Source organism: Micromonospora sp. DT44 (genome assembly GCF_049841635.1).
GTDB lineage: Bacteria > Actinomycetota > Actinomycetes > Mycobacteriales > Micromonosporaceae > Micromonospora.
The window spans coordinates 13,220-34,487 of sequence record NZ_JBNCKS010000052.1 but is presented as its reverse complement, the minus strand read 5'-3'; the positions used below and the strand labels follow the sequence as shown (position 1 = coordinate 34,487).

Below are 21,268 nucleotides of genomic sequence, written 5' to 3'. Positions count from 1 at the left end.
GACGCCCGACCGCTCAGCTGCCCCGGTAGTAGCGGCTGGCACCGGGATGCAGCGGGATCGGCTCGCTCAGCGCGGCACTGGCACGGGTGAAGTTCGCCGCCTCGGGGTGGACGGCGATCAGCTCTCCCTGGTGTTCGAAGAGCGTCCGGGTGAGGTCGTACGCCAGCTCGTCGGGCATGTCGGCGCTGACCAGGATCACGTTGGCCACGGTGATGGTGGGCGCGTCACTCGCTGTGTTGTAGACGTTGGCGGTGAGCGTCGAGGTGGTGTAGACCGGGCCGTAGCCCTTCTCCAGCGGCTGCTGGAGGCTGTCCAGCGGCAGCAGCCGGAACACGCCGGGTGCGCTGGTGAGCAGGTCCTTGATGCCGGGGGTGGGCAGACCGCCGGAGAAGAACAGAGCGTCCACGGTGCCGGCCCGGATCTGTTTCACCGTCTCGGGCAGCGACAGGTTGAGCCGCCGGACGTCGCGGTCCGGATCGAGTCCGGCCGCGGTGAGCAGCCGGCCCGCGATGACGTCGGTGCCGGACTTCGGCGAGCCGGTGGAGACCCGCTTGCCCCGCAGGTCAGCCACGGTCTTGATCTTGCTGTTGGTGCGTACGATCAGGTGGGTGTAGTTGCTGTAGATCCGGGCCAGCGCGCGGACCTGCTGGGGCTTGCCCTCGAACGCGCCCTTCCCGGCGATGGCGTCGGCCGCGGTGTCGGCGAGACTGAACGCGATCTCCATGTCGCCGTTGGCCAGGCGGTTGATGTTCTCCACCGAAGCGCCCGTCGGTTCGGCCCGTGCCTCGTAGCCGGGCAGATGCCGATTGATCAGGTCCGCGTAGCCGCCGCCGAGCTGGTAGTAGACGCCCGTCGTGTTGCCGGTGGCCAGGAAGATCCGCCCGCCGTGCCAGGCGTCGTCCGAGGTGGACGATGCGCCGCCGCAACCCGCGACGAGCGCGACGAGCAGCAGTGCCGCCCCCAGCCTCCGCACTCGTGTGGTCACCGGCGTGCCGCCGGCTCCAGGGCCTCGGCCACCCGCTGCACGAGCGTGGCGGTCTCGTAGCCGATCTGACCGAGGTCACAGCCGGGTGCCGCGAGCACGCCGAGCAGGGCGCGTGAGCCGACGGCCATCACCAGCATCACGCCGCCGTCCATGTCGATGATCTGCTGGCGTACGCGGCCGGCGGACATCAGCCGGGCGGCGCCGACGGTCAGACTCGCCAGTCCGCTGATCACGGCGGCGAGCTGGTCGACCTGATCGATCGAGAGGTGCGGGGAGGCGGCCAGTCGAAGCCCGTCTTCGGAGACCGCGAGGGCGTGCGACACGTCCGGAACCTGGTCCACGAAGTTCGCGAGCAGCCAGTCCAGGCCCGTTGTCACGGGTGGGGTCATCTGATTCTCCCGGTGTGTGTCGTGTACGGGTTGGAGCGGGCGGCGCTCGCCACGCCCTCGGCGAGGGCGGAGAGGCGGCGCCGGACCACCTCGGGATCGAGCAGATCCGACTCGCGGACGGGGGACGGTGGTGGTGGCGGCAGGTGCGTGGGCAACTGCGTGGGTCGTTGCTCACCGCTTCTCCGACGAGGCAGCCCGTTGGCGGTGAGCTGCGGAGCTGGCGGCACGGCCGGCGTCGCCAGGGGGCCAGCGCCGGGGAAGGGCCCGGGGGGCGGCGGTACGGGGGCGACGCCCCGAACCTGCCCGCCCGCGCTCCCAGCGGTGACCAGTGACCGTGCCCCGGCGGCGGCGGTGCTCTTCGGTCGGAACCAGGCCGCCGGCCGTCCGGCCAGTGGCCGGCCCGCCACCGGCTGGTGGTGGGCGACCGTGTCGATCCGCGTCAACAGCAGGTCGGGAAGTTCCACCTGGGCGATCGTGCCGCTGCCGGTGTTGTAGAGCTGCACCCGGATCCCGTACCGGACGGCCAGGTGAGCCACCACGTGCAAGCCCATGCTGCCGGCCGCCGCACTGCTGATCATGGCCGGGCTCGCCAACCGCTCGTTGATCGCCGCCAGCCGGCCCGGTCGGATGCCGATTCCGTGGTCGTGGACCCGCAGCAACAGCCCGTCCACAGTGTGCCGGCCGTCGACCAGCACGGCGGTGTCCGGCGGTGAGTAGACGGTGGCGTTCTCCAGCAACTCGGCGAGCAGGTGCACCAGGCTGCCGACCGCCGCGCCCTGCACCCCGATCGCCGGGAGGTTCAGCTCCACCCGGGGGTAGTGCTCGATCTCCGAGGCCGCCGCCCGGACCACGTCCTCCAGGTGCAGCGAAGCCTCGTGCCCCCGACTCGGCTCGCCGCCGGAGAGGACCAGCAGGTTCTCCCCGTTGCGGCGCAGGCGTGCGGCGAGGTGGTCGAGTGCGAAGAGACGTTCCAGGATGTGCGGATCGGTCTCCTCGCGCTCGAAGTCGTCGAGCAGCCGTAGCTGGCGGGTGATCAGCGTACGGATCCGCCGGGCCAGCGCCTCGGCCATCCGCGTCATGTCCAGGCGCAACTCGGCCTGCGCGCCGGCGAGGCGCAGCGTGGCCTGGCTGACCGTGGCGAACGCCGCGGCGACCTGGGCGACCTCGTCGTGACCACGCGCGATCGCGGCGGTGGCGGCGCCAGCGGCGCCCTCGTCCGGGCGCTGCGTCCCGGCGGCGATGGCGGTGATCTGCTCCGGTAGCTCGTGGTTCGCCATGGCCAGCGCCGCCGCCCGCAGCCGACTCAACCGTCGGCTGATGCGCATCGCCAGCACGACGGCCGTGATCAGCGAGCCGAGCGCCACGGCACCGGTCACCCCACCGGTGAGCACCGCCGTCCACAGTGCGTCGCGGGCCAGCGCCGAGGCGTCGCGGTCCAGGTCCTCGGAGAGTTCACGGCCGAGCAGGTTGTACCGGCGAAGCGTGCCACTCTGCGCCACGAACCAGGCGTCGCCGTCGGTCTTCATCGCCTGGGCGCCACCGTCGGTCTCCAGCACCGCGTCCCGCATGGTGCGTGCCGTCTCCACGTCGCCGCCGGTCATCAGCCGGGACCAGGAGTTGTTCGCCTTGTCGGTCGCGATCCGCAGGAACTCGGCCTCGCGCTGCTCCTGGGCACCGTGCAGCCAACCGAGCCGGGCAAGCTCGCCGGCGGCGAGCTTGCCCCGGACGAAGACGCCACGCAGCAGGTCACGTTCGACGGAGGCCAGGTGCTCCTGGGCGGCGACGGCGGCGACCTCCCGGGCGGCGTTCGCCAACTCCGGGTCACGCAACTGCGCGGGCAGCGCGTCCGCGACGGCCAGCAGGGACTCGACGGTGAGGGCGTACGCCGCGTCCGCCTCCGTGCCGGCCAGCGCCAGGGTGCGGTTGGGGGAGAGCTGGTCGAGCTGGCCTCCGGCCCTGCCGAGCACCGGCGTCAGGTCGGGTACGGACTCCCGGGCCTGCTCTCCGGAGGAGCGGAACCGCTCGACCGCGGCGTCGACGCGCCGCCGCTGGGCGTCCACCAGTGGCCGGCCGGCGGTGCCGCCACGTTGGCGCAGCGCCGCCGTCTCGCCGAGTTCCCGCTCCAGTTCGTGGACCAACTGCACGGTGACGGTGGCGGTGCCGGAGAGGACCCGCGCCCGGTCGGCGTCCGCGCTGGCGGCGAGCGCGGTGTTTGTCTGCGCGACACCGAGCACGGTCAGACTGATGATGGTCACCATGATCGGCGCGAGGAGCTGGGTGCGGATCGAGCGCAGGGTTTCGAGAACACCGCCGTTGCGGTGCTGGCGTACGTGGGCGGGGAGCGGCACGGGGTCTCCCGGGTCGGTGGTGGTGCCCGGCCCGGGCGGTGTTCCCGGGCCGGGGCGATCGGATCAGCTGGTGGCGTTCAGCTTCGTCAGTGCCGTCTCCGCCCCACGGTGCAGCGGCACCGGGTCGGTCTTGCGGGCGTTCGCCAGGTCGATGCCCTTGGCCGCCGGGTTGGCCTGGCTGAGGGCGTCCTTCTTCTCGAACACGGTCTTCGTGATGACGCAGGCGACGTTGGCGTCGAGGTTGTCCCGGACCAGCAGCACGTTCGGCACCACGATTGTCGAAACGTCGGCGGGAGTCTTGTAGATGTCCTTGGCGATCGTCCCGGCCTGGTACGCGGGGTTCTGCTCGGCCATCTTCGGCAGCAGCGGGCTGATGTCGATGAACTTGACCTTGTCGCCCGCGGTGGTGAAGAGGTCGGTGACGCCGCCGGTCGGGATGCCGCCGGACCAGAAGAAGCCGTCGACGCTGCCGTCCTTCATGCCGTCGACGGTCTTGGTCAGGTCGAGCCGCTGCGCCTGGATGTCCTTCGCCGGGTCGAGGCCGGCCGCCGTGAGCAGTCGCTGCGCGATGACCTCGGTACCGGACTTGGGCGATCCGGTGGAGATCTTCTTCCCCTTCATGCCCTCGACCGAGGTGATTCCCGAGTCGGCCCGGACGACGACCTGGGTGTAGTTGTCGTAGATCCGCGCGAGCGCCTTCACCGGCTGCGGGCCCTTGAACGTCCCCTTGCCCTGCGTCGCGTTGACAGCGGTGTCGAACAGCGAGAAGGCGACGTCGTACTGACCGGCGACGAGTTGCTCGATGTTCTGCACCGAGGCGCCGGTCTCGGCGGCGGTGCCGGTGAGCTTGCCACCGCTGGCCGTGGCGAGTTGCCCGGCGAGCGCGTTGCCGACGACGTAGTAGACGCCGGTGGCGTTGCCGGTGGCGATGCCGACCCGGGTCTCCTTGGTGACCTCGCAGGCGACCGCGTTGGAGGTGTCGTCTTTGGCCGTGTTCTCCTGACGGCCGCCGCATCCGGCGACGCCGGCCGTGACCAGGGTGACTGCCCCGAGACTGGCGGCTATTCGCACGTTGATCCGTCTCACCTGTACTCCTCCTGATGGTCTTTCTGATTGATGCCCCTGTCGGCGGCGGCCGTCCGGTTGGCCTTCCCGCGACGGAGCAGGACACCCGCCACGGTGAGCGCGACCAGGGCGGCGCCGACCATGACGGGGACAGGTTCGAGCCACAGCAGTACCAGCCCGGCGAGCGCGCCGAGGATCCGCTCGGGCGTTCCGGCCGGGCCGATGCCGGGCAGCCACCCGCCGGCTGCCACCGCGAGCACCGCGACCCCGAACGCGGTGGTCAGGCCGGCCAGCAGGATGCGGTCCAACCCGCCGATGCCGAGCAGCCCGAGCCCGGTTGGCGTGAGGACGAAGGCGATCGGGATGAGGTACGCGGGTAGCGCGTACCGCAGGGTCTGCCACATGGTCGGGACCAGTCGCCCGCCGGTGACGGCGGCGGCGGCCACCGCGGCGAGCGCGGTCGGCGGCGAGACCTCGGAGAGCACCGCGAAGTAGAAGACGAACATCGCCGCGGCGGGTGCGGCGACGCCCAGGTTGAGCAACGCGGGGCCGATGATCACCCAGCCGATCACGAACGAGGCGGTGACCGGCACGGCCAGGCCGAGCAGCGTGAGGGCGAGCGCGGCGAGCAGGGCGGTGAGCAGGAGCACGATGGCGGGGTCGGAGCTGACCGCCTGGGCACCGCTGAGCAGCAGCGCCGCGGCCTGCGGGCCGAGCCCGGTCTTGGTGGTGGTGGCGGTGATGATGCCGGCGGCGGCGCAGACCGCGCTGACCGCCAGCACCCCGCGCACTCCGTTGCCGAGCGCCTCGACCAGTCGTGCGGGGGTGAGCCGGTGCCGCCGGTCCAGGAAGGAGAGCACGGCCGCCAACGCGGTGGCCAGCACCACGGCCCTGGTCGCCGAGGCGCCGAGGGCGAGCATCACGACGATCACGATCAGCGAGAGGAAGTGGTAGCCGAAGCGGGCCAGCAGCGACCAGGCCGACCCGGCGTCGATAGTGACCCGACGTACTCCCGAGCGGCGGGCGTCGATCTCCACCGCGAGCAGGATGCCCAGGTAGTAGAGGAGGGTCGGCACGGTGGCCCAGCCGAGCACCTGGAGGTAGGAGACGCCGAGGTACTCGGCGATGATGAACGCGGCGGCTCCCAGCGTCGGTGGCGACAGGATCGCGCCGACGCCGGCGGCGGCGAGCATCCCGCCGGCCCGCTCCGCCGGATAGCCGGCCCGGCGCAGGATCGGCCAGGTGACCGAGCCGATGCTGACCGTGGTGGCCGCGCCCGAGCCCGAGACGGTTCCGAGAAGGAAGCCGGCGGCCACCGCGGTGCGGCCCGGTGCGGTTCGGGAGCGGCGGAAGGCGGCGGCGGAGAGTTCCACGAAGAATCGACCGGCGCCGGAGAGGTCCAGCACCGCGCCGTAGATGGTGAACAGCACGATGTACGAGGCGGCCACGTCCAGTGGCGTGCCGTAGAAGCCGCTGTCGGAGTTGTAGAACGCGTCGATGAGCTGCCCGAAGTCGAGCCCGGCGTGGGCCACCGGCCAGGACTGCGGTAGCAGCCCGCCGTAGTAGCCGAAGGCCAGGAAGAGCAGACACACGGCGGGCAGGATCCATCCGGTGGTCCGGCGGCACGCCTCCAACAGCAGGACCAGCAGTACGGTGCCCAGCAGCAGGTCGACCGGGTCGAGGAGCCCCTGTCGATCGAGGAAGGCGTCGTACCCGCCCCCACCCGTACCGATCGTCACCGGCAGCACCGGGTAGAGGCAGCTCAGCAACGCGGTCCCGGCGAGCACCCAGTCGAACGCCGTGGGGGAGGTACGTCCCGTCGACGCGTTCGCCGGGTCGGTCGTCGCCGCCGGTGCGCCGCGGCGGGGCAGGCGCACACCCGAGGGGTACGCCAGGAAGACCATCGGCAGGACGCCGGCGAGGAAAATGATCAGGTAGTACTTGCTGCCCTGCGCCAGCGGAAAGAAGACCTGGCAGATGGCGAGGAGTGCGACGGCAAGGGTGACGCCCGTGAGAAACAATCCGAGTGGCCCGGTGAACACCCGGCCCGGTTTCTCGTCCTCGAATTGCGCGGACAACTCGCGGTCGGGCTGCCCGACGACGGCCACGGGGGTGGGGTCGGCCGCACCGGGTTCGGTCGCTGGAACCTTGTCGGCGGGTGGCCTGAACGGCCGTTCGTCGACGTCGACAGATGCGGGCGCGTCGTCGTCCCGGTGCGACGGGACGGAGTCCTGAACGGGGTGGGCGGATGACACGCTGGGGGACAATACGTGGGACCACGCTTCATGGGAATATTGTTGATTATCATTGCTGAGGGTGACTAATCCTTAGTAAGGGGATTCCCCGGGAATGTCGATTATCGAATAGGGGTTGTGCCGGCGACGGCTTCGCGTGAGCGACGATGCGGCAGGTAGGGCAGGCTGTGGTCTGGTTCACAGCCCGAGCCGGTGCAGAGCGCTGACGGGCACGCAACCCGATCTGGTCGTCACCGAGAGTCACATCGCTCGTTCCGCCGCGCCGGTTCCGTACTACTTTGCCCAACTTGTTCTGTGCCGAGATCGCGCGATCATCAGCGAAAAAAACTTTCAGTGTGACCTTCTTGTTATCGCGGTGACCGGTACGTGTTGCCGTATCCCGACGAGCTTCATCAACCCGAAACAAATGGCCGACCCGCCTCACCTGGTCGACCGATCGAGTCGGTGGACAAGCTGCCGCCGCGGCTCAACGGACCCTGGCCCAGGTGATGAATCGGTCGCTCAGTCGGTCGTCCCCGGTCGGGCACGTGAGGTCCCCGGCCGCCTCGCACAGCACCCCGGCGAGGTACACGAGCAGGCCGATCCGGTCCTCACGGTATTCGCCGAGCAGTGCCAGGCGGGCCGGCGAGCAGGGCCACGCGGCTCCGCAGACCCGGCAGCGCCAGGACGGGCGGGCCGCCACGTGGGGGCGGTACCGGGGCATCAGAGCCCACCATCTTCAGGGGTCGGCCAGGTGGGTCGCACGGAGGTACCTCCATCGGTGGGTGGGAGCGCCCCGGATCGGGGGGTCACGGGACGCTCCCGGCCTGGTTCCGCCCGCCGTCAGATCCCGTGAACGGTTCCGCTGCGTGACAGTCTGGTGAGGATCCGACTACGGTGGGAGATTCCGCACGCCGACGACCAGGGCGTACGGCGATCGGCCCGACACGGTACGAGGTTGTACGGGGGTTGTCCGTGGAGAGTTCGTCCATGCTGGAGCACTTCGCGGAGGAGTTGCGGCTGGCCCGTGCCGTCAGCGGAATGTCGCAGACGGCGCTCGCGGAGGCGCTGAGCTACTCCGGGGCGCTCGTCGCCAAGGTGGAGACATCCGAGCGCCGGCCGAGTCTGGACTTCGCCCGCCGGTGTGACGCCGTGTTCGGTGCTGACGGCCGCTTCGAACGCATCCAGCGGCGGATCAGTCGGGAGGCCGTGGTGCCGTGGTTCCGCGACTGGGCCGGCATCGAGCAGGAAACCACCGCGTTGCGCTCGTTCGAGCCGCTGTGTGTGCCGGGCCTCTTGCAGACCGAGGGGTACGCCCGCGCACTACTGACCGGAGGCGGCCTGTTCGCGGCGGATGAGGTCGAGCAGCAGGTGACCGCCCGGCTGGATCGTCAGAGTGTGCTCACCCGGGACCGTCCGCCGCTGCTCACCGCCGTGATCGACGAGCACGTTCTGCGCCGACACGTCGGTGGACCGGACGTGATGCGCGAGCAGATCCAGCACCTCGTGAAGCTTGGCGCGGCGTTCCCCCGGGTCCGGATCCAGGTGGTGCCGGCCTCCGGCGGTGCTTACGCCGGGCTCGGGGGGCCGTTCGTGATCGCGAGTTTGTCCCAGGGGGAGGATCTCGTCTATCTCGCGGGCCAGCGCCACGGGCAGGTCATTGACCGCACCGAGTACGTCCGTCAGATGATCGAGGTGTGGGAGTCGATCCGGGGTGAGGCACTATCGAACGGGCAGTCCCTCGATCTCATGGCGGAAGTGGCGGAGACATGGATCTAACCGGTGCCCGGTGGCGCAAGAGCATTCGTAGCGGCCCGGATGGTGGCAACTGTGTGGAGGTGGCCGACAACCTGTCCGGGCTGGTCGCTGTCCGCGACTCCAAGGACCCGGTCGGGCCGGTGCTGGTCTTCACGCCCGACGCGTGGCGCGCCTTCGTCGAGTCCGACGCCGTCGGTCGTTAGGTAGAGCGGGCCACCTCGTCCAGATCAACTCGACTTTAGGGAAGTCGGGCCGTCGTGGTGGCGATGACACCCCGACTTCCTGCAAAGCCGGGTCGATCAGGGGTTATCGGTGCCTGTCGACGGGGCATGTCGGAGATGACACCACCGACGATGAGGAGGGGCGATGACCTCGGACGAGTCTTCCGCCCGCCGGGCGACCGCCGACGACGCCAGTGCGCCGGTCGGACCCGACGCGGGCCCGGACAGCCCCACCGATCTGCCCGGCAGCGGGTGGAAGGCGGCGCTGCGGCGCACCGTCAGCGAGTTCCAGGACGACAGCCTGACCGACTGGGCGGCGGCGCTCACCTACTACGGGGTGCTGTCGATCTTCCCCGGTCTGTTGGTGCTGATCTCGATCCTCGGTCTGCTCGGCACCAGTGCCACCAACGGCGTCCGGGACACCGTCGACCAGGCGGTACCGAACGACAGCATCCAGAGGATCATCAACGACGCGATCACCACTGCCCAGGACAACGGCGGGTTGGCCAGCCTCGCGGCGGTCATCGGTGTGTTGGCCGCGTTCTGGTCCGCGTCCGGCTACATCGGCGCGTTCATGCGCGCCTCGAACACGATCTACGACGTGCCGGAGGGCCGGCCGATCTGGAAGACGCTGCCGATCCGCCTGGGCGTGACCGCCCTGATCGGGGTGCTGTTGCTGATCAGCGCGGTGATCGTGGTCTTCACCGGCCGCCTCGCCGAGGTGGTGGGGGACGTGGTCGGTCTCGGCGCGACGGCGGTCACGGTGTGGGACGTCGCCAAGTGGCCGGTGCTGCTGATCCTGGTCAGTTTGATGTTCGCGATCCTCTACTGGGCCTCACCGAACGCCCGGCACGGCGGTTTCCGCTGGGTCAGCCCGGGTGGGGTGCTGGCCGTGGTGATCTGGCTGGTGATCTCCGGCCTGTTCGCCTTCTACCTGAGCAACTTCGGCTCGTACGACAAGACGTACGGGGCGCTGGCCGGCGTGATCATCTTCTTGGTCTGGCTGTGGTTGACGAACATCGCGATCCTGCTGGGTGCCGAGTTCGACGCCGAGTTGGAGCGCGGTCGGGCCATCGCGGCCGGGCACGACCCCGACGACGAGCCGTACGTCGAGCTGCGCGACGACCGCAAGCTCCGCAAAAAGCGCAACGCCGCCGGTCGTCGCTGACCCAACTGCCCTCAACCGCCCCGCCACCAGCCATCGGTTGGCGGGGCGGTTTCATGTGTGTCGATGCAACTGCGGGCGAGCGGACGCGGGCGGCCCGTGATCCTTTTCTTGATCGTCTAGTAGCTTTTGTTCTTTCGGACAAAAGTTCAACTCAGAACGGTTGAAGCTCTGGACACGCGGTGCAGAGCGCTCCTACTGTGTCGGACACAACACTTCGACGTTGCGTCGATGTGAACGATTCCGTGAAGAGGTGACCCCCCGGTGCGCACCGTCGACCCCCTGCACGTCCGACTGTTGCGGTTGCTCCGCGACGAGGGGGCCGTCTCCCGCGCCGAGTTGGGCGACCGGCTCCAGATGCCTCGCCCGCGCATGCTGGCCGAGCTGGATCGCCTGGTGGCCCTGGGTTACGTCGCCGAGGCGGGGCTCGCCGCCTCCCGGGGTGGACGACGCTCCACACTGGTCGAACTCAACCCGAAGCTGCGCTTCGCCGCCGTCGACCTCGGCGCCAGCTCGATGGACATCGAGGTGGTCAACGGCCGACTCGAACCGGTCGCCCAGTACACCGAGCCCGCCGACATCCGCAACGGACCGAAGGTGACCCTGCAACGGGTCAACGAGCTGTTGCACAAGGCCCGGGTCGACGGCGCGTACGAGCGGTTGGACGCGGTCGGCATCGGCGTTCCCGGTCCGGTCAGCTTCCGCGACGGCGTTCCGGTCTCGCCGCCGATCATGCCCGGCTGGGACCGGTACCCGGTGCGCGAGTTGCTCAGCCGGGAGCACGGCTGCCCGGCGGTGGTCGACAACGACGTCAACATCATGGCCATCGGTGAACGGCACGGTGGGGTCGCCCACTCGGTGGACGACTTCCTCTTCGTGAAGATCGGCACCGGCATCGGGTGCGGCATCTACCTGACCGGCGACGTCTACCGGGGCACCGACGGGTGCGCCGGCGACATCGGCCACATCCAGGTCGACTCGCACGGACCGATGTGCTCCTGCGGCAACGTCGGCTGCCTGGAGGCGCTGTTCAGCGGCGCCGCACTGGCCAAGGACGCCGCTGCCGCCGCGCGCAGTGGCACGTCGCCGGCGCTGGCCGAGCGCCTCGCCCTGCGGGGTGTCGTCACCGCGCTGGACGTCGCCGAGGGGGCCGTCGAGGGTGACGTGACCTGCATCCAGCTCATCCGGGACGGCGGACGGCGGCTCGGTGGGGTGCTCGCCGGCCTGGTCAGCTTCACCAACCCGTCGATGATCGTGATCGGCGGCGGGCTGGCCCAGCTGGGGCACATCCTGCTCGCCGAGATCCGCAGCGTGGTCTACCGCCGGTCGCTGCCGCTGGCCACCGGCAACCTGCCCGTCGTGCTCTCCGAGCTCGGTGGACGTGCCGGTGTCACCGGCGCGGCAGTGCTCGCCAGCGACGTCGCCTTCGGCGAAGCATCGTGAGCGCGAGGAGTAAGCCGGGTCTGCGAGCCCCGCAGTCGCGAACAGAGGCCGGCATCGTGAGCGCGAGGAGTGAGCCGGGTCTGCGAGCCCCGCAGTCGCGAACAGAGGCCGGCATCGTGAGCGCGAGGAGTGAGTCGGGTCTGCGAGCCCCGCAGTCGCGAGCAAAGGCCAGCACCGTGAACCTGACCGAAATCCTGTCGTGAGCGAGGAGGAGACTGTGGCTCTGCCCGAGGATGACCCCGCCACCGCGTCGGCCGAGGCCGTCGCCGAGGCACCGCTGGTCGAGGCTCCCGCCGACACCGTCGCGGGCGAGGTGGTCCTGCGCCTCACCGATGTGGTCAAGACGTTCCCCGGCGTACGCGCACTCGACGGTGTGCAGCTCGAGGTGCGTGCCGGCGAGGTGCACTGCCTGCTCGGGCAGAACGGCGCCGGCAAGTCGACCCTGATCAAGGTGCTGTCCGGGGTGCACCAACCGGATTCCGGGCAGGTGGAGTGGCGTGGCGAACCGGCCACGTTCACCAACCCGCAGGCCGCGATGAAGGCCGGCATCGCCACCATCTACCAGGAGCTCGACCTCGTCGAGGACCTGTCGGTGGCGGAGAACGCCTTCCTCGGGCACGAATACCGCAGCTTCGGGTTCGTTCGACGCGGCCGGATGGCCCGGCACACCCGGCAGATCCTCGGCCGGCTCGGCCACGGCGAGATCCCGCCCGGACGGATGGTGCGTTCGCTGCCGGCCGCCGGCAAGCAGATCGTCAGCATGGCCCGGGCGCTGTCGCACGAGGCCCGACTGATCATCATGGACGAGCCGAGCGCGGTGCTGGCCCACGACGAGGTCGGCAACCTGTTCCGGATCATCCGGGAGCTGACCGCGCAGGGCATCGCCGTCATCTACATCTCCCACCGCATGGAGGAGATCCGCGAGATCGGCGACCGGGTCACCGTACTCAAGGACGGCCGGACCACGGCGGCGAACCTGCCGGCGCGCGACACCCCGACCCGCGACCTGGTCAGCCGGATGACCGGCCGCACCATCGAGTACGTCTTCCCGGACCGGCCGGCCGACGACCCCGCCGGTGCCGACCTGCTCCAGGTGGAGGGGTTGACCCGCACCGGCGAGTTCGCCGACGTCTCGCTGAACGTGCGGGCCGGCGAGATCGTCGGCATCGCCGGCCTGGTCGGCTCGGGTCGTTCCGAGCTGCTGGAGACCATCTACGGCGCCCGCCTCGCGGAGACCGGTTCGGTGCGGATGGACGGCAAGGTGCTGCGTCCCGGCGTCGGCGCCGCCGTGCGGGCCGGCATGGGGATGGCCCCGGAGGAACGCAAGAGCCAGGCGCTGCTGCTCGGTGAGCCGATCTACCGCAACGTCACGCTTGCCACCTTCGGCCGGTACGCGCGGCTCGGCTTCACCAACGCCGCGAAGGAGCGCGCCGAGGCGGACCGGATCGCCGAGAGCCTGGAGCTGCGGCCCCGGGACGTCGACCGGCCGGTACGCACGCTGTCCGGCGGTAACCAGCAGAAGGTGGTGGTCGGGCGGTGGCTGCTCGGCGGCACCAGGTTGTTGCTGCTCGACGAGCCCACCCGAGGTGTGGATGTGGGCGCTCGGGCTGAGCTGTACCAGGTCATCCGGGGTCTGGCCGCGCAGGGCGTCGGGGTGCTGCTGGTCTCCAGCGAGGTACCCGAGGTGCTGGGCCTGGCCGACCGGGTGCTGGTGATGCGCGAAGGCCGGGTCGTCCGCGAGGCCGTGGCCGGCGAACTTGACGAGAACACTGTGCTTGACCTCGTGATGGCGGGGTCCTTGATGGAAGGCGCACCGGCATGAGCGACGCGACTCCCACACCCACCGCGACACCGGAGCGCCCGCAGCTTCCGGCCCAGTCGCCGCCGGTGGACCCGGCGGAGACGGCGGTGGTCAGCGAAAAGACGGCATCCACCGGCAAGCTCTCCTGGTGGCGGGGCGACGGCGGCGACGGTGCGAAGCGCAACCTCGGCCTGATCGGCGTGCTGGCCGCGCTCATCGTGGTCGGCGCGGTCACCAAGCCGGACCTGTACGGCGACCCGACCTGGGTCTGGAACAACGTCCTGGCGATCCTTCAGCTCGCCTCGGTGGTCGGCGTGGTCACGGTCGGCATGACCTTCGTGATCATCGGCGGCGGCATCGACCTGTCGGTCGGAGCGATCGTCGCGTTGGCCGGGGTCTGGTGCACCACGGTGGCCACCCAGAGCTACGGCGCCGCCGGTATGATCTTCACGGCCCTCGTGGTGGGCATCTGCGTCGGCCTGGTCAACGGCGTCCTCATCTCGTACGGCAGGTTGGTGCCCTTCATCGCGACCCTCGCGATGCTGGTGGCCGCGCGCGGCCTGGCGGCCTCGATCTCCAACAAGCAGACGCAGGTGTCGAGCAGCACGTTCATCAACGACATCGCCGCCCGCAAGATCATCGGCGTCCCGATCCTGGTCTACATCCTCGGCGCGGTCGTACTGGCCGGATGGGTCCTGCTCAACCGGACGACCTTCGGCCGGCGGACCATCGCCGTCGGCGGTAACCCGGAGGCGGCCCGACTGGCCGGCATCAACGTCCGCCGGCACACGATGCTGCTCTACGCGCTCTCCGGTCTCTGCTGCGGCATCGCGGCCATCATGCTCACCTCGCAGGCCACCTCGGCGCAGGCGGCGATGGCCAACCTGTACGAGTTGGACGCGATCGCCGCCGCGATCATCGGCGGGACGCTGCTCAGCGGTGGTCGGGGCACGATCGTCGGCTCGCTGCTCGGCGTCATCATCTTCGCCACGATCACGAACCTCTTCGCCATCAACGGCCTCTCCATCGAGGCGCAGAACATGGTCAAGGGCGGCATTATCGTCGCCGCCGTCCTGATCCAGCAGTTCAAGTTCAAGTCCGTCACTCGGCTCCTCGCGCGGAACAGGGTCACCACCGCAACCTGACGCACCGCACCGTTGTTCTGGCGACGTCGAGATCTTCGACGGTGGCCGGACCTCGCACACCCTCACCCAAATGAAATCCCGCTCCCAGGAGGTCATTCATGACCCAGAACAGTCGCGACCTGTCGCGCCGCCGGTTGCTCTTCGGTGGTGCCGCGGTCGGCGCCGCCACCCTGCTGACCGCCTGCACCAGTAACGAGACCCCGGCCGCCAGCACGCAGACCAAGGCCGCTGGCAACGCCGAGGGCAACAACGCCCCGGGCAAGAAGGTCGTCATCGGCTTCTCCGCCCCGGCAGCCGACCACGGCTGGATGGGCGCGATCCACGCCAACGCCAAGGCGCAGGCCGCGGCGTACTCGGACGTGGAGTTCAAGGAGGTCGACGGCGGGTCGAACTCGGAGGCCCAGCGCTCCACGCTCGGCACCCTGATCGCCCAGAAGCCGGACATCATCGTCGTGCTGCCGCACGATGGCAAGGAGGTCAACGCCGTTGCCCTCCAGGCCATGCAGGCCGGCATCCCGATCGTCAACCTCGACCGGGCGTTCCCCGACGCGCTGGCCTCGCGGCTGGTGATCAAGGGCGACAACTACGGCATGGGCGTCTCCGCCGGCCACTACATCGGCAAGATGCTCAAGGACAAGGGCGTCTCCAACCCGGTCATCGGTGAGATCGCCGGCCTGGAGATCCCGCTGACCGTCGAGCGCAGCGAGGGCTTCAAGGCCGCCCTGGCGACCTACGGGTTCAAGGTGGGCAACCGGCGCTCGGCCGAGTTCACCTCGGACAGCGGCCAGCGCGAGGCGGCCCAGCTCCTCCAGGCGCTGCCGAAGATCGACGCGATCTGGAACCACGACGACGACCAGGGCATCGGTGTGCTCGCGGCCGTCAAGCAGGCCAACCGGTCGGAGTTCTTCATGGTCGGCGGCGCGGGCTCCAAGCTCGCGATCGACGCGATCAAGGCCGACAACTCGGTGCTCAAGGCGACGGTCACCTACAACCCGTCGATGGCGTCCTCGGCGATCTCGCTCGCGCGGCTCATCGCGCAGGGCCGGGGCCTGGGCGACCTGACGGAGCTGCAGGTGCCCAAGGAAGTGACCCTCGCCTCCGAGACGATCACCAAGGAGAACGCGAGCAGCTACGACAAGCTCGGGTTCTGACATACCGGGGGGAGACCCACCTTGTCCACGACAGACAGAGAACTGCGGATCGGCATGGTCGGTTACGCGTTCATGGGCGCCGCGCACTCACAGGCGTGGCGCACCGTGAACCGCGTGTACGACCTGCCGGCCCGGGCCCGGATGGCGCTGATCTGCGGCCGGGACACCACAGCGGTGTCCGACGCCGCTGACCGGCTCGGCTGGGACGCGTACACGACCGACTGGCGTGACCTCGTCAACCGGGACGACATCGACGTTGTCGATGTCTGCACACCGGGCGACAGTCACGCCGAGATCGCCCTCGCCGCGTTGGCCGCCGGCAAGCACGTGCTGTGCGAGAAGCCGCTGGCCAACACGGTGGCCGAGGCACGGGCGATGACCGCCGCGGCGGACACCGCCCGCGCCGCCGGGGTGCGGTCGATGTGCGGGTTCAACTACCGCCGGGTCCCCGCGGTCACGATGATGCGCCAGATGGTCGCCGAGGGACGACTCGGGGTGATACGGCACGTCCGAGCGACGTACCTGCAGGACTGGATCGTGGATCCGCAGTTCCCGCTGGTCTGGCGGTTGCAGAAGGACAGGGCGGGCTCCGGCGCGCTCGGTGACATCGGTGCGCACATCATCGACCTGACGCAGTTCGTCGTCGGCCAGCAGATCACCGGCGTCAGCGCGATCACCGAGACGTTCGTCAAGGAGCGGCCGTTGCCGGCCGAGTCGAGCGGGCTGGCGGCCACCGTCGACGGCGAGTCGGCCGACGGTGGTGCTCCGGCCACCGGGACGGTCACCGTCGACGACGCCGCGGTCTTCGTGGCCCGGCTCGACGGCGGCGCCCTGGCCACGTACGAGGCGAGCCGTTTCGCCACGGGTCGCAAGAACGCCCTGCGCGTCGAGATCAACGGCTCGCTGGGCAGCGTGGTCTTCGACCTGGAGCGGCTCAACGAGTTGGACTTCTACGACGCCACCCGGCCCGTGCTGGAGCAGGGCTTCAGCCGGATCCTGGTGACCGAGGGCGACCACCCGTACATGTCGGCGTGGTGGCCTCCGGGTCACATCATCGGCTACGAGCACTCCTTCACCCACCAGATGCGCGATCTCATCGAGGCGATCGCCACCGGCACCGACCCGGCGCCCTCCTTCGCCGACGCGTTGCAGGTCCAGCTCGTGCTGGACGCGGTGACCCGTTCGGCGGAGACCGGTTCCTCGTGGACCGACGTGGAATCGGCGCTGACCGTGGTCGCCGTCTGACCCCCTGACCATCCGCGACGGCGGTGCTCGCGCCACCGTCGCCCGACCGGCTTTCCGGAGCCGACCGGCGAGGGACCGGCCGCGGTTTGCGCCCCGCGGCCGGGACGAGGTCGGCTCCGGAGAGTGTGCAGCCGGGCCTTTGCGGCCCGGTGGCGCACGGATAGGACGGTCGTCCGGTGCGACCGGACCGGGATTCCCCGGCCGCACCGGAGGACCGCCACCACCACCCCGGCGATCCGGAGGACCCGATGACATCGCCCGCCGCTGCCCCCACCCGTACCACTTCCGCCTGCCTCCGCACGGCGGACCGCACCCCGGTCGAGGATCCGGTGGGCGCGGCAACCTGAGACGTCCGGTCGGGGCATGCCAACGCCCCGGTCGGCGGATGCGGGGGAGGCAGGGTCGAGACGCCGACCGACCCTGCCTGCCAGCCCCGTCTGTCCGTACCCGTGCCGAGATCCGGTCCGTCGTCGTCGCCGCCGACGCCGACGCCGGGCCGGCGTCGTACCGGTACGGGTCGGGCGGGCGGGGCCCATCCATCCGGCCCGAAACTTTTCCGAAACCGGGCCGTATCTTTCCGAAACATATTCTGATATTCCTATTTTTAGCGGTACCGACGGTTCCTCGGAAATGAGGAAGGAGCACCATGCGAACAGGTGTCTGGCTGGTAGGGGCGCGCGGTTCCGTCGCGACCACCAGCATCGTCGGGGGGCTCGCGCTGCGAGCCGGCCTGGCCGGGCCCACCGGCTGTGTGACCGAGCTGCCGGACCTGCGCGGTCCCGCCCTGCCGTCCATCGCGGACCTGGTCTTCGGCGGGCACGACGTGGCCACCACCCCGCTGTGCAAGCGCGCCGAAACGCTCGCCGACGCCGGTGTCATCCCCGGGCGGCTGGTCGCCGCGCTCCGCGACGAGTTGGGCGTGGTCGAGCAGGAGTTGCGCCCCGCGCCGGTCGGCGACACCCAGGCCGACCGGGCCGCGGCCGTGGTCCGCGACCTGACCAGCTTCCGGGAGCGCCACGAGCTGGACCGGGTGGTCGTGGTCAACGTCTCCGCCACCGAGGCCGTGCCCCGACCACACCCCGGGCACGCCGACCCGGCCGCGTTGCGCGCCGCCCTCGACGGCCCCGACGAGGTGCTCCCGCCCAGCTCCCTGTACGCGTACGCGGCGCTGCTGGCCGGCTGCCCCTACGTCGACTTCACGCCGTCCACCGGCCTCCGGTTGCCGGCGCTGGCCGCGCTGGCGCAGGAGCGCCGTCTGCCGTACGCCGGGCACGACGGCAAGACCGGCGAGACCCTGGTCAAGTCGGTGCTCGCGCCGATGTTCGCGATGCGCAACCTCGCCGTACGCTCCTGGTCCGGCATGAACCTGCTCGGCGGTGGCGACGGCGCCACCCTCGCCGACCCGGCCGCCAACGCGGCCAAGGTGCAGAGCAAGCAACGCGTGCTCGGCGAGACGCTCGGCTACGTGCCGCAGGGCAACACCCGCATCGAGTACGTCGAGGAGCTGGGCGACTTCAAGACCGCCTGGGATCTGATCACGTTCGCCGGCTTCCTCGGCACCGGCATGCGGATGGAGTTCACCTGGCACGGCTGCGACTCGGCGCTGGCCGCGCCGCTGGTGCTCGACCTGGCCCGCCTCACCGCCGCCGCGCACGCCGCCGGGCACGTCGGGCCGCTGGCCGACCTCGGCTTCTTCTTCAAGGATCCGCTCGGCACGCCGACCCACTCGCTGGCCGAGCAGTGGGCCCGGCTGACCGACTTCGCCCAGCGACTGCACGCCGGCCCGGACGGTGGCCATGACCACGCTGGCTGACCTGGCCGAGCTGGTCCGCGCGCCGGCCGCGCTCTCGGTTCCCGGGGACGTGGTGGCCGGCGCGGCGGCGGCCGGTGCGCTGAGCCCGCGTACTCCTGCCCTGGCGGGCGCGTCGGTGCTGCTCTACTGGGCCGGCATGGCCGCCAACGACTGGTCCGACCGGCGGCTCGACGCCGTCGAACGCCCCGAGCGGCCGATCCCCAGCGGCCGGGTCACCCCGACCGCCGCGCTGGGTATCGCCGCCGGCCTCACCGCCGCCGGCGTGGGCCTGGCCGCCGCCGTGGGCGGTCGCCGCGCCGCCGCGCTCGCGGTGCCGCTGGCCGCCAGCATCTGGGGGTACGACCTGCTGGCCAAGAACACCGCCGCCGGCCCCGCCGTGATGGCGGCCTGCCGAGGGCTGGACGTGCTGCTGGGCGCATCCGGCGGTCGGCTGGCGCGGGCGCTGCCCTCGGCGGTCACCGTGGCGGCGCACACCTGGACGGTCACCGCGCTGTCCCGTCGCGAGGTCAGCGGCGCCGACGCCGTCCTGCCGATGCGTACCCTGGCCGGCACCGCCGTGGTCGCCGCGAGCGCCGCCATCGCCGTGCCCGGCGCGCGCCGGGCCGCCGCCACGGACACCCGCCGCGCTGCGGATGTCGAGGCCGGGCCGACCGATGAGCGGGCCGCCGTGGGCGGGGGCCGAGCCTGGGCGACCGGGATCGCCGCCGCGCTGCCCGCCGTGCTGGCCGGGTGGTACGCCGCCCGCTACGGCGCGGCCCAGGTGCAGGTGGTCCGTGATCCGTCGGCCGGGAAGGTCCGCGCGGCGGTGGGCGCTGGAATCACCGGCCTGCCCGCCCTTCAGGGAGCGCTCACCGCCCGTGGCGGCGCGGGCCTGCTCGGGCTGGCCGTCGCGGCGGCCGCGCCACTGGGCCGCCGGCTGGCCCGGAAGGTCTCCCCGACATGACGGTGCCCCAACCTCGATCCGCGCCGGCCGGCTCATCGGCGGCCGGCGCGACGACGGTGCGCCTCGGGTACGGCACGAACGGCTTCGCCAACCACCGGCTCGACGACGCGCTCGCCGTCATCGCCGACCTCGGCTACGACGGGGTGGCGCTCACCCTGGACCACGACCATCTGGACCCGTTCGCGCCCGGCCTCAGCCGCCGGATCGCCGCGGTCGGCCGCCGGCTGTCCGAGCTGGGTCTCGGGGTGGTGATCGAGACCGGGGCCCGCTACCTGTTGGACCCGTGGCACAAGCACGCCCCGACGCTGTTGCACGACGATCCGACCCGGCGGATCGAGTTCCTGCGCCGGGCGGTACGGATCGGCGCTGACCTGGGCGCGGAGGCCGTCTCGTTCTGGGCCGGCGTACGGCCGGAGGCGGTGTCGCCGCAGTGCGCCTGGGACCGGCTCGTGTCCGGCTGCGCCACCGTGGTCGACGCCGCCGACAGCGCGGGCGTGACCCTCGGCTTCGAACCGGAGCCCGGGATGCTGGTGCAGGACATCGCCGACTGGCGTCGACTGCACGCGGCGCTCGGCGCCCCGGCCCGACTCGGCATCACCCTCGACATCGGCCACTGCCGGTGCCTGGAGCCGTGGCCGGTGCCGCAGTGCGTCGCCGAGGTCGCCGAGCACCTGGTCAACGTGCAGATCGACGACATGCGCCGGGGCGTGCACGAGCACCTGGAGTTCGGCGTCGGCGAGATCGACTTCCCGCCGGTGCTGGCCGCCCTGGCCGCTGCCGGCTACCGCGGCCTGGTCGCGGTGGAGCTACCCCGCGACTCGCACGCCGCACCCGCCGTGGCCGCCCGGTCGATCGAGTTCCTGCGCGCCGCCGAACAGGCCGGCCGTACGGGAGACGAGGTGCCCACAGGCACACCTGGGGTGCCGGCGTAGCAGTAAGGGGAGGAGACGGAATGACACCGGATTCACTGCGGGCCGCGCTGCGGGGCGTACCCGATCCCGACTGGCTGGACACGGCGCTGCGCCGGGTCGCGGCCGAGCCCACCGCGATCACCCGGCTGTTTCCGGCCGCCGGTCGGCGCTGCGGTCGGGCCGCGCTGCCGGACGCACCCGGCTGGACCGCCGACGACGCGGCCCGGGTGCTGCTGCTCACCAGCCTGCCCGGCGAGCACGCCGCGTACGCCGAGAGCCTCTACCGGCACGGCGACGCCGCCGAACGGCGGGCCGTGCTGCGGGCCCTGCCGCTGCTGCCGATCGGCGCCGAGGCGGTGCCGCTGCTGCGGGACGCGATCCGGACCAACGACACCCGGCTGGTCGCCGCCGCGCTCGGCCCGTACGCCCGGCACCTCGACGCGGCCGCCTGGCGGCAGGCGGTGCTCAAGTGCGTGTTCAGCGGGGTGCCCCTCGTCGCGGTGGCCGACCTGGACGGCCGGGCCGACGGCGAGCTGGCCGCGATGCTCGCCGCGCTCGCCGCCGAACGGCACGCCGCCGGCCGGGACCTGCCCGCCGACGCCACCGACCTGCTCCACCGGCTCACCGCCGCACTGCCCCGGGAGGCGTGAC

General features: G+C 71.1%; 18 protein-coding genes. 12 read left to right on the top strand and 6 right to left on the bottom strand.

What is annotated here, in order from left to right:
• Window positions 1-13 precede the first annotated feature (13 nt).
• The 6 genes from ACLQ25_RS25640 to ACLQ25_RS25615 all read right to left on the bottom strand — a co-directional run bounded on the left by ACLQ25_RS25640 (window position 14) and on the right by ACLQ25_RS25615 (window position 7,745).
• The gene (locus ACLQ25_RS25640; RefSeq protein ID WP_425733347.1) at window positions 14-985 is read right to left on the bottom strand and encodes a TAXI family TRAP transporter solute-binding subunit; all 972 of its coding nucleotides are present in this window, start codon (window positions 983-985) and stop codon (window positions 14-16) included.
• Window positions 982-1,374, bottom strand: a complete 393-nt coding sequence (locus tag ACLQ25_RS25635; RefSeq protein WP_425733346.1) for a roadblock/LC7 domain-containing protein — start codon at window positions 1,372-1,374, stop codon at window positions 982-984. The genes ACLQ25_RS25640 and ACLQ25_RS25635 overlap by 4 nt, the downstream gene beginning before the upstream one ends.
• Window positions 1,371-3,722, bottom strand: a complete 2,352-nt coding sequence (locus tag ACLQ25_RS25630; RefSeq protein ID WP_425733345.1) for a sensor histidine kinase — start codon at window positions 3,720-3,722, stop codon at window positions 1,371-1,373. Before ACLQ25_RS25630 ends, ACLQ25_RS25635 begins: the two co-directional genes overlap by 4 nt.
• A gap of 63 nt (window positions 3,723-3,785) precedes the next feature.
• A complete protein-coding gene (locus ACLQ25_RS25625) occupies window positions 3,786-4,808 on the bottom strand; it encodes a TAXI family TRAP transporter solute-binding subunit (protein WP_425733344.1) in 1,023 nt (340 codons plus the stop codon).
• Complete coding sequence (locus tag ACLQ25_RS25620) at window positions 4,805-6,895, bottom strand: TRAP transporter permease (protein WP_425733360.1); 2,091 nt, start codon at window positions 6,893-6,895, stop codon at window positions 4,805-4,807. The genes ACLQ25_RS25625 and ACLQ25_RS25620 overlap by 4 nt, the downstream gene beginning before the upstream one ends.
• Before the next feature lie 613 nt (window positions 6,896-7,508).
• Window positions 7,509-7,745 carry a flavin reductase gene (locus ACLQ25_RS25615; RefSeq protein WP_425733343.1) on the bottom strand — a complete coding sequence of 79 codons (237 nt, stop codon included), beginning with the start codon at window positions 7,743-7,745 and terminating at the stop codon, window positions 7,509-7,511.
• 266 nt (window positions 7,746-8,011) lie between these two features.
• Between ACLQ25_RS25615 and ACLQ25_RS25610 the strand changes: the two genes are divergently transcribed.
• The 12 genes from ACLQ25_RS25610 (at window position 8,012) to ACLQ25_RS25555 (ending at window position 21,267) form a co-directional block, all read left to right on the top strand.
• Entirely contained in the window at window positions 8,012-8,800 is a 789-nt protein-coding gene (locus tag ACLQ25_RS25610; RefSeq protein ID WP_425733342.1) for a helix-turn-helix domain-containing protein, read from the top strand.
• Entirely contained in the window at window positions 8,791-8,982 is a 192-nt protein-coding gene (locus ACLQ25_RS25605; RefSeq protein ID WP_425733341.1) for a DUF397 domain-containing protein, read from the top strand. The genes ACLQ25_RS25610 and ACLQ25_RS25605 overlap by 10 nt, the downstream gene beginning before the upstream one ends.
• Before the next feature lie 163 nt (window positions 8,983-9,145).
• Window positions 9,146-10,168, top strand: coding sequence for a YihY/virulence factor BrkB family protein (locus ACLQ25_RS25600; protein WP_425733340.1), 1,023 nt, complete (start codon window positions 9,146-9,148; stop codon window positions 10,166-10,168).
• 261 nt (window positions 10,169-10,429) lie between these two features.
• Window positions 10,430-11,608: an ROK family protein gene (locus ACLQ25_RS25595; protein WP_425733339.1), complete on the top strand. Its 1,179-nt coding sequence runs from the start codon at window positions 10,430-10,432 to the stop codon at window positions 11,606-11,608.
• 313 nt (window positions 11,609-11,921) lie between these two features.
• Window positions 11,922-13,430 carry a sugar ABC transporter ATP-binding protein gene (locus ACLQ25_RS25590; RefSeq protein ID WP_425733359.1) on the top strand — a complete coding sequence of 503 codons (1,509 nt, stop codon included), beginning with the start codon at window positions 11,922-11,924 and terminating at the stop codon, window positions 13,428-13,430.
• Window positions 13,427-14,554, top strand: coding sequence for an ABC transporter permease (locus ACLQ25_RS25585; RefSeq protein WP_425733338.1), 1,128 nt, complete (start codon window positions 13,427-13,429; stop codon window positions 14,552-14,554). The genes ACLQ25_RS25590 and ACLQ25_RS25585 overlap by 4 nt, the downstream gene beginning before the upstream one ends.
• Window positions 14,555-14,652: 98 nt before the next feature.
• Window positions 14,653-15,705, top strand: coding sequence for a substrate-binding domain-containing protein (locus ACLQ25_RS25580; RefSeq protein WP_425733337.1), 1,053 nt, complete (start codon window positions 14,653-14,655; stop codon window positions 15,703-15,705).
• 54 nt (window positions 15,706-15,759) lie between these two features.
• Entirely contained in the window at window positions 15,760-16,950 is a 1,191-nt protein-coding gene (locus tag ACLQ25_RS25575) for a Gfo/Idh/MocA family protein (RefSeq protein WP_425733358.1), read from the top strand.
• A 646-nt stretch (window positions 16,951-17,596) separates the two neighbouring features.
• Window positions 17,597-18,763 carry an inositol-3-phosphate synthase gene (locus ACLQ25_RS25570; protein WP_425733336.1) on the top strand — a complete coding sequence of 389 codons (1,167 nt, stop codon included), beginning with the start codon at window positions 17,597-17,599 and terminating at the stop codon, window positions 18,761-18,763.
• Complete coding sequence (locus ACLQ25_RS25565; protein ID WP_425733335.1) at window positions 18,747-19,706, top strand: SCO3242 family prenyltransferase; 960 nt, start codon at window positions 18,747-18,749, stop codon at window positions 19,704-19,706. Before ACLQ25_RS25570 ends, ACLQ25_RS25565 begins: the two co-directional genes overlap by 17 nt.
• On the top strand, window positions 19,703-20,638 hold the full coding sequence (locus tag ACLQ25_RS25560; RefSeq protein ID WP_425733334.1) for a sugar phosphate isomerase/epimerase family protein: 936 nt from the start codon (window positions 19,703-19,705) through the stop codon (window positions 20,636-20,638). Before ACLQ25_RS25565 ends, ACLQ25_RS25560 begins: the two co-directional genes overlap by 4 nt.
• A gap of 20 nt (window positions 20,639-20,658) precedes the next feature.
• A complete protein-coding gene (locus ACLQ25_RS25555; protein WP_425733333.1) occupies window positions 20,659-21,267 on the top strand; it encodes an EboA domain-containing protein in 609 nt (202 codons plus the stop codon).
• Window position 21,268: the final 1 nt, after the last annotated feature.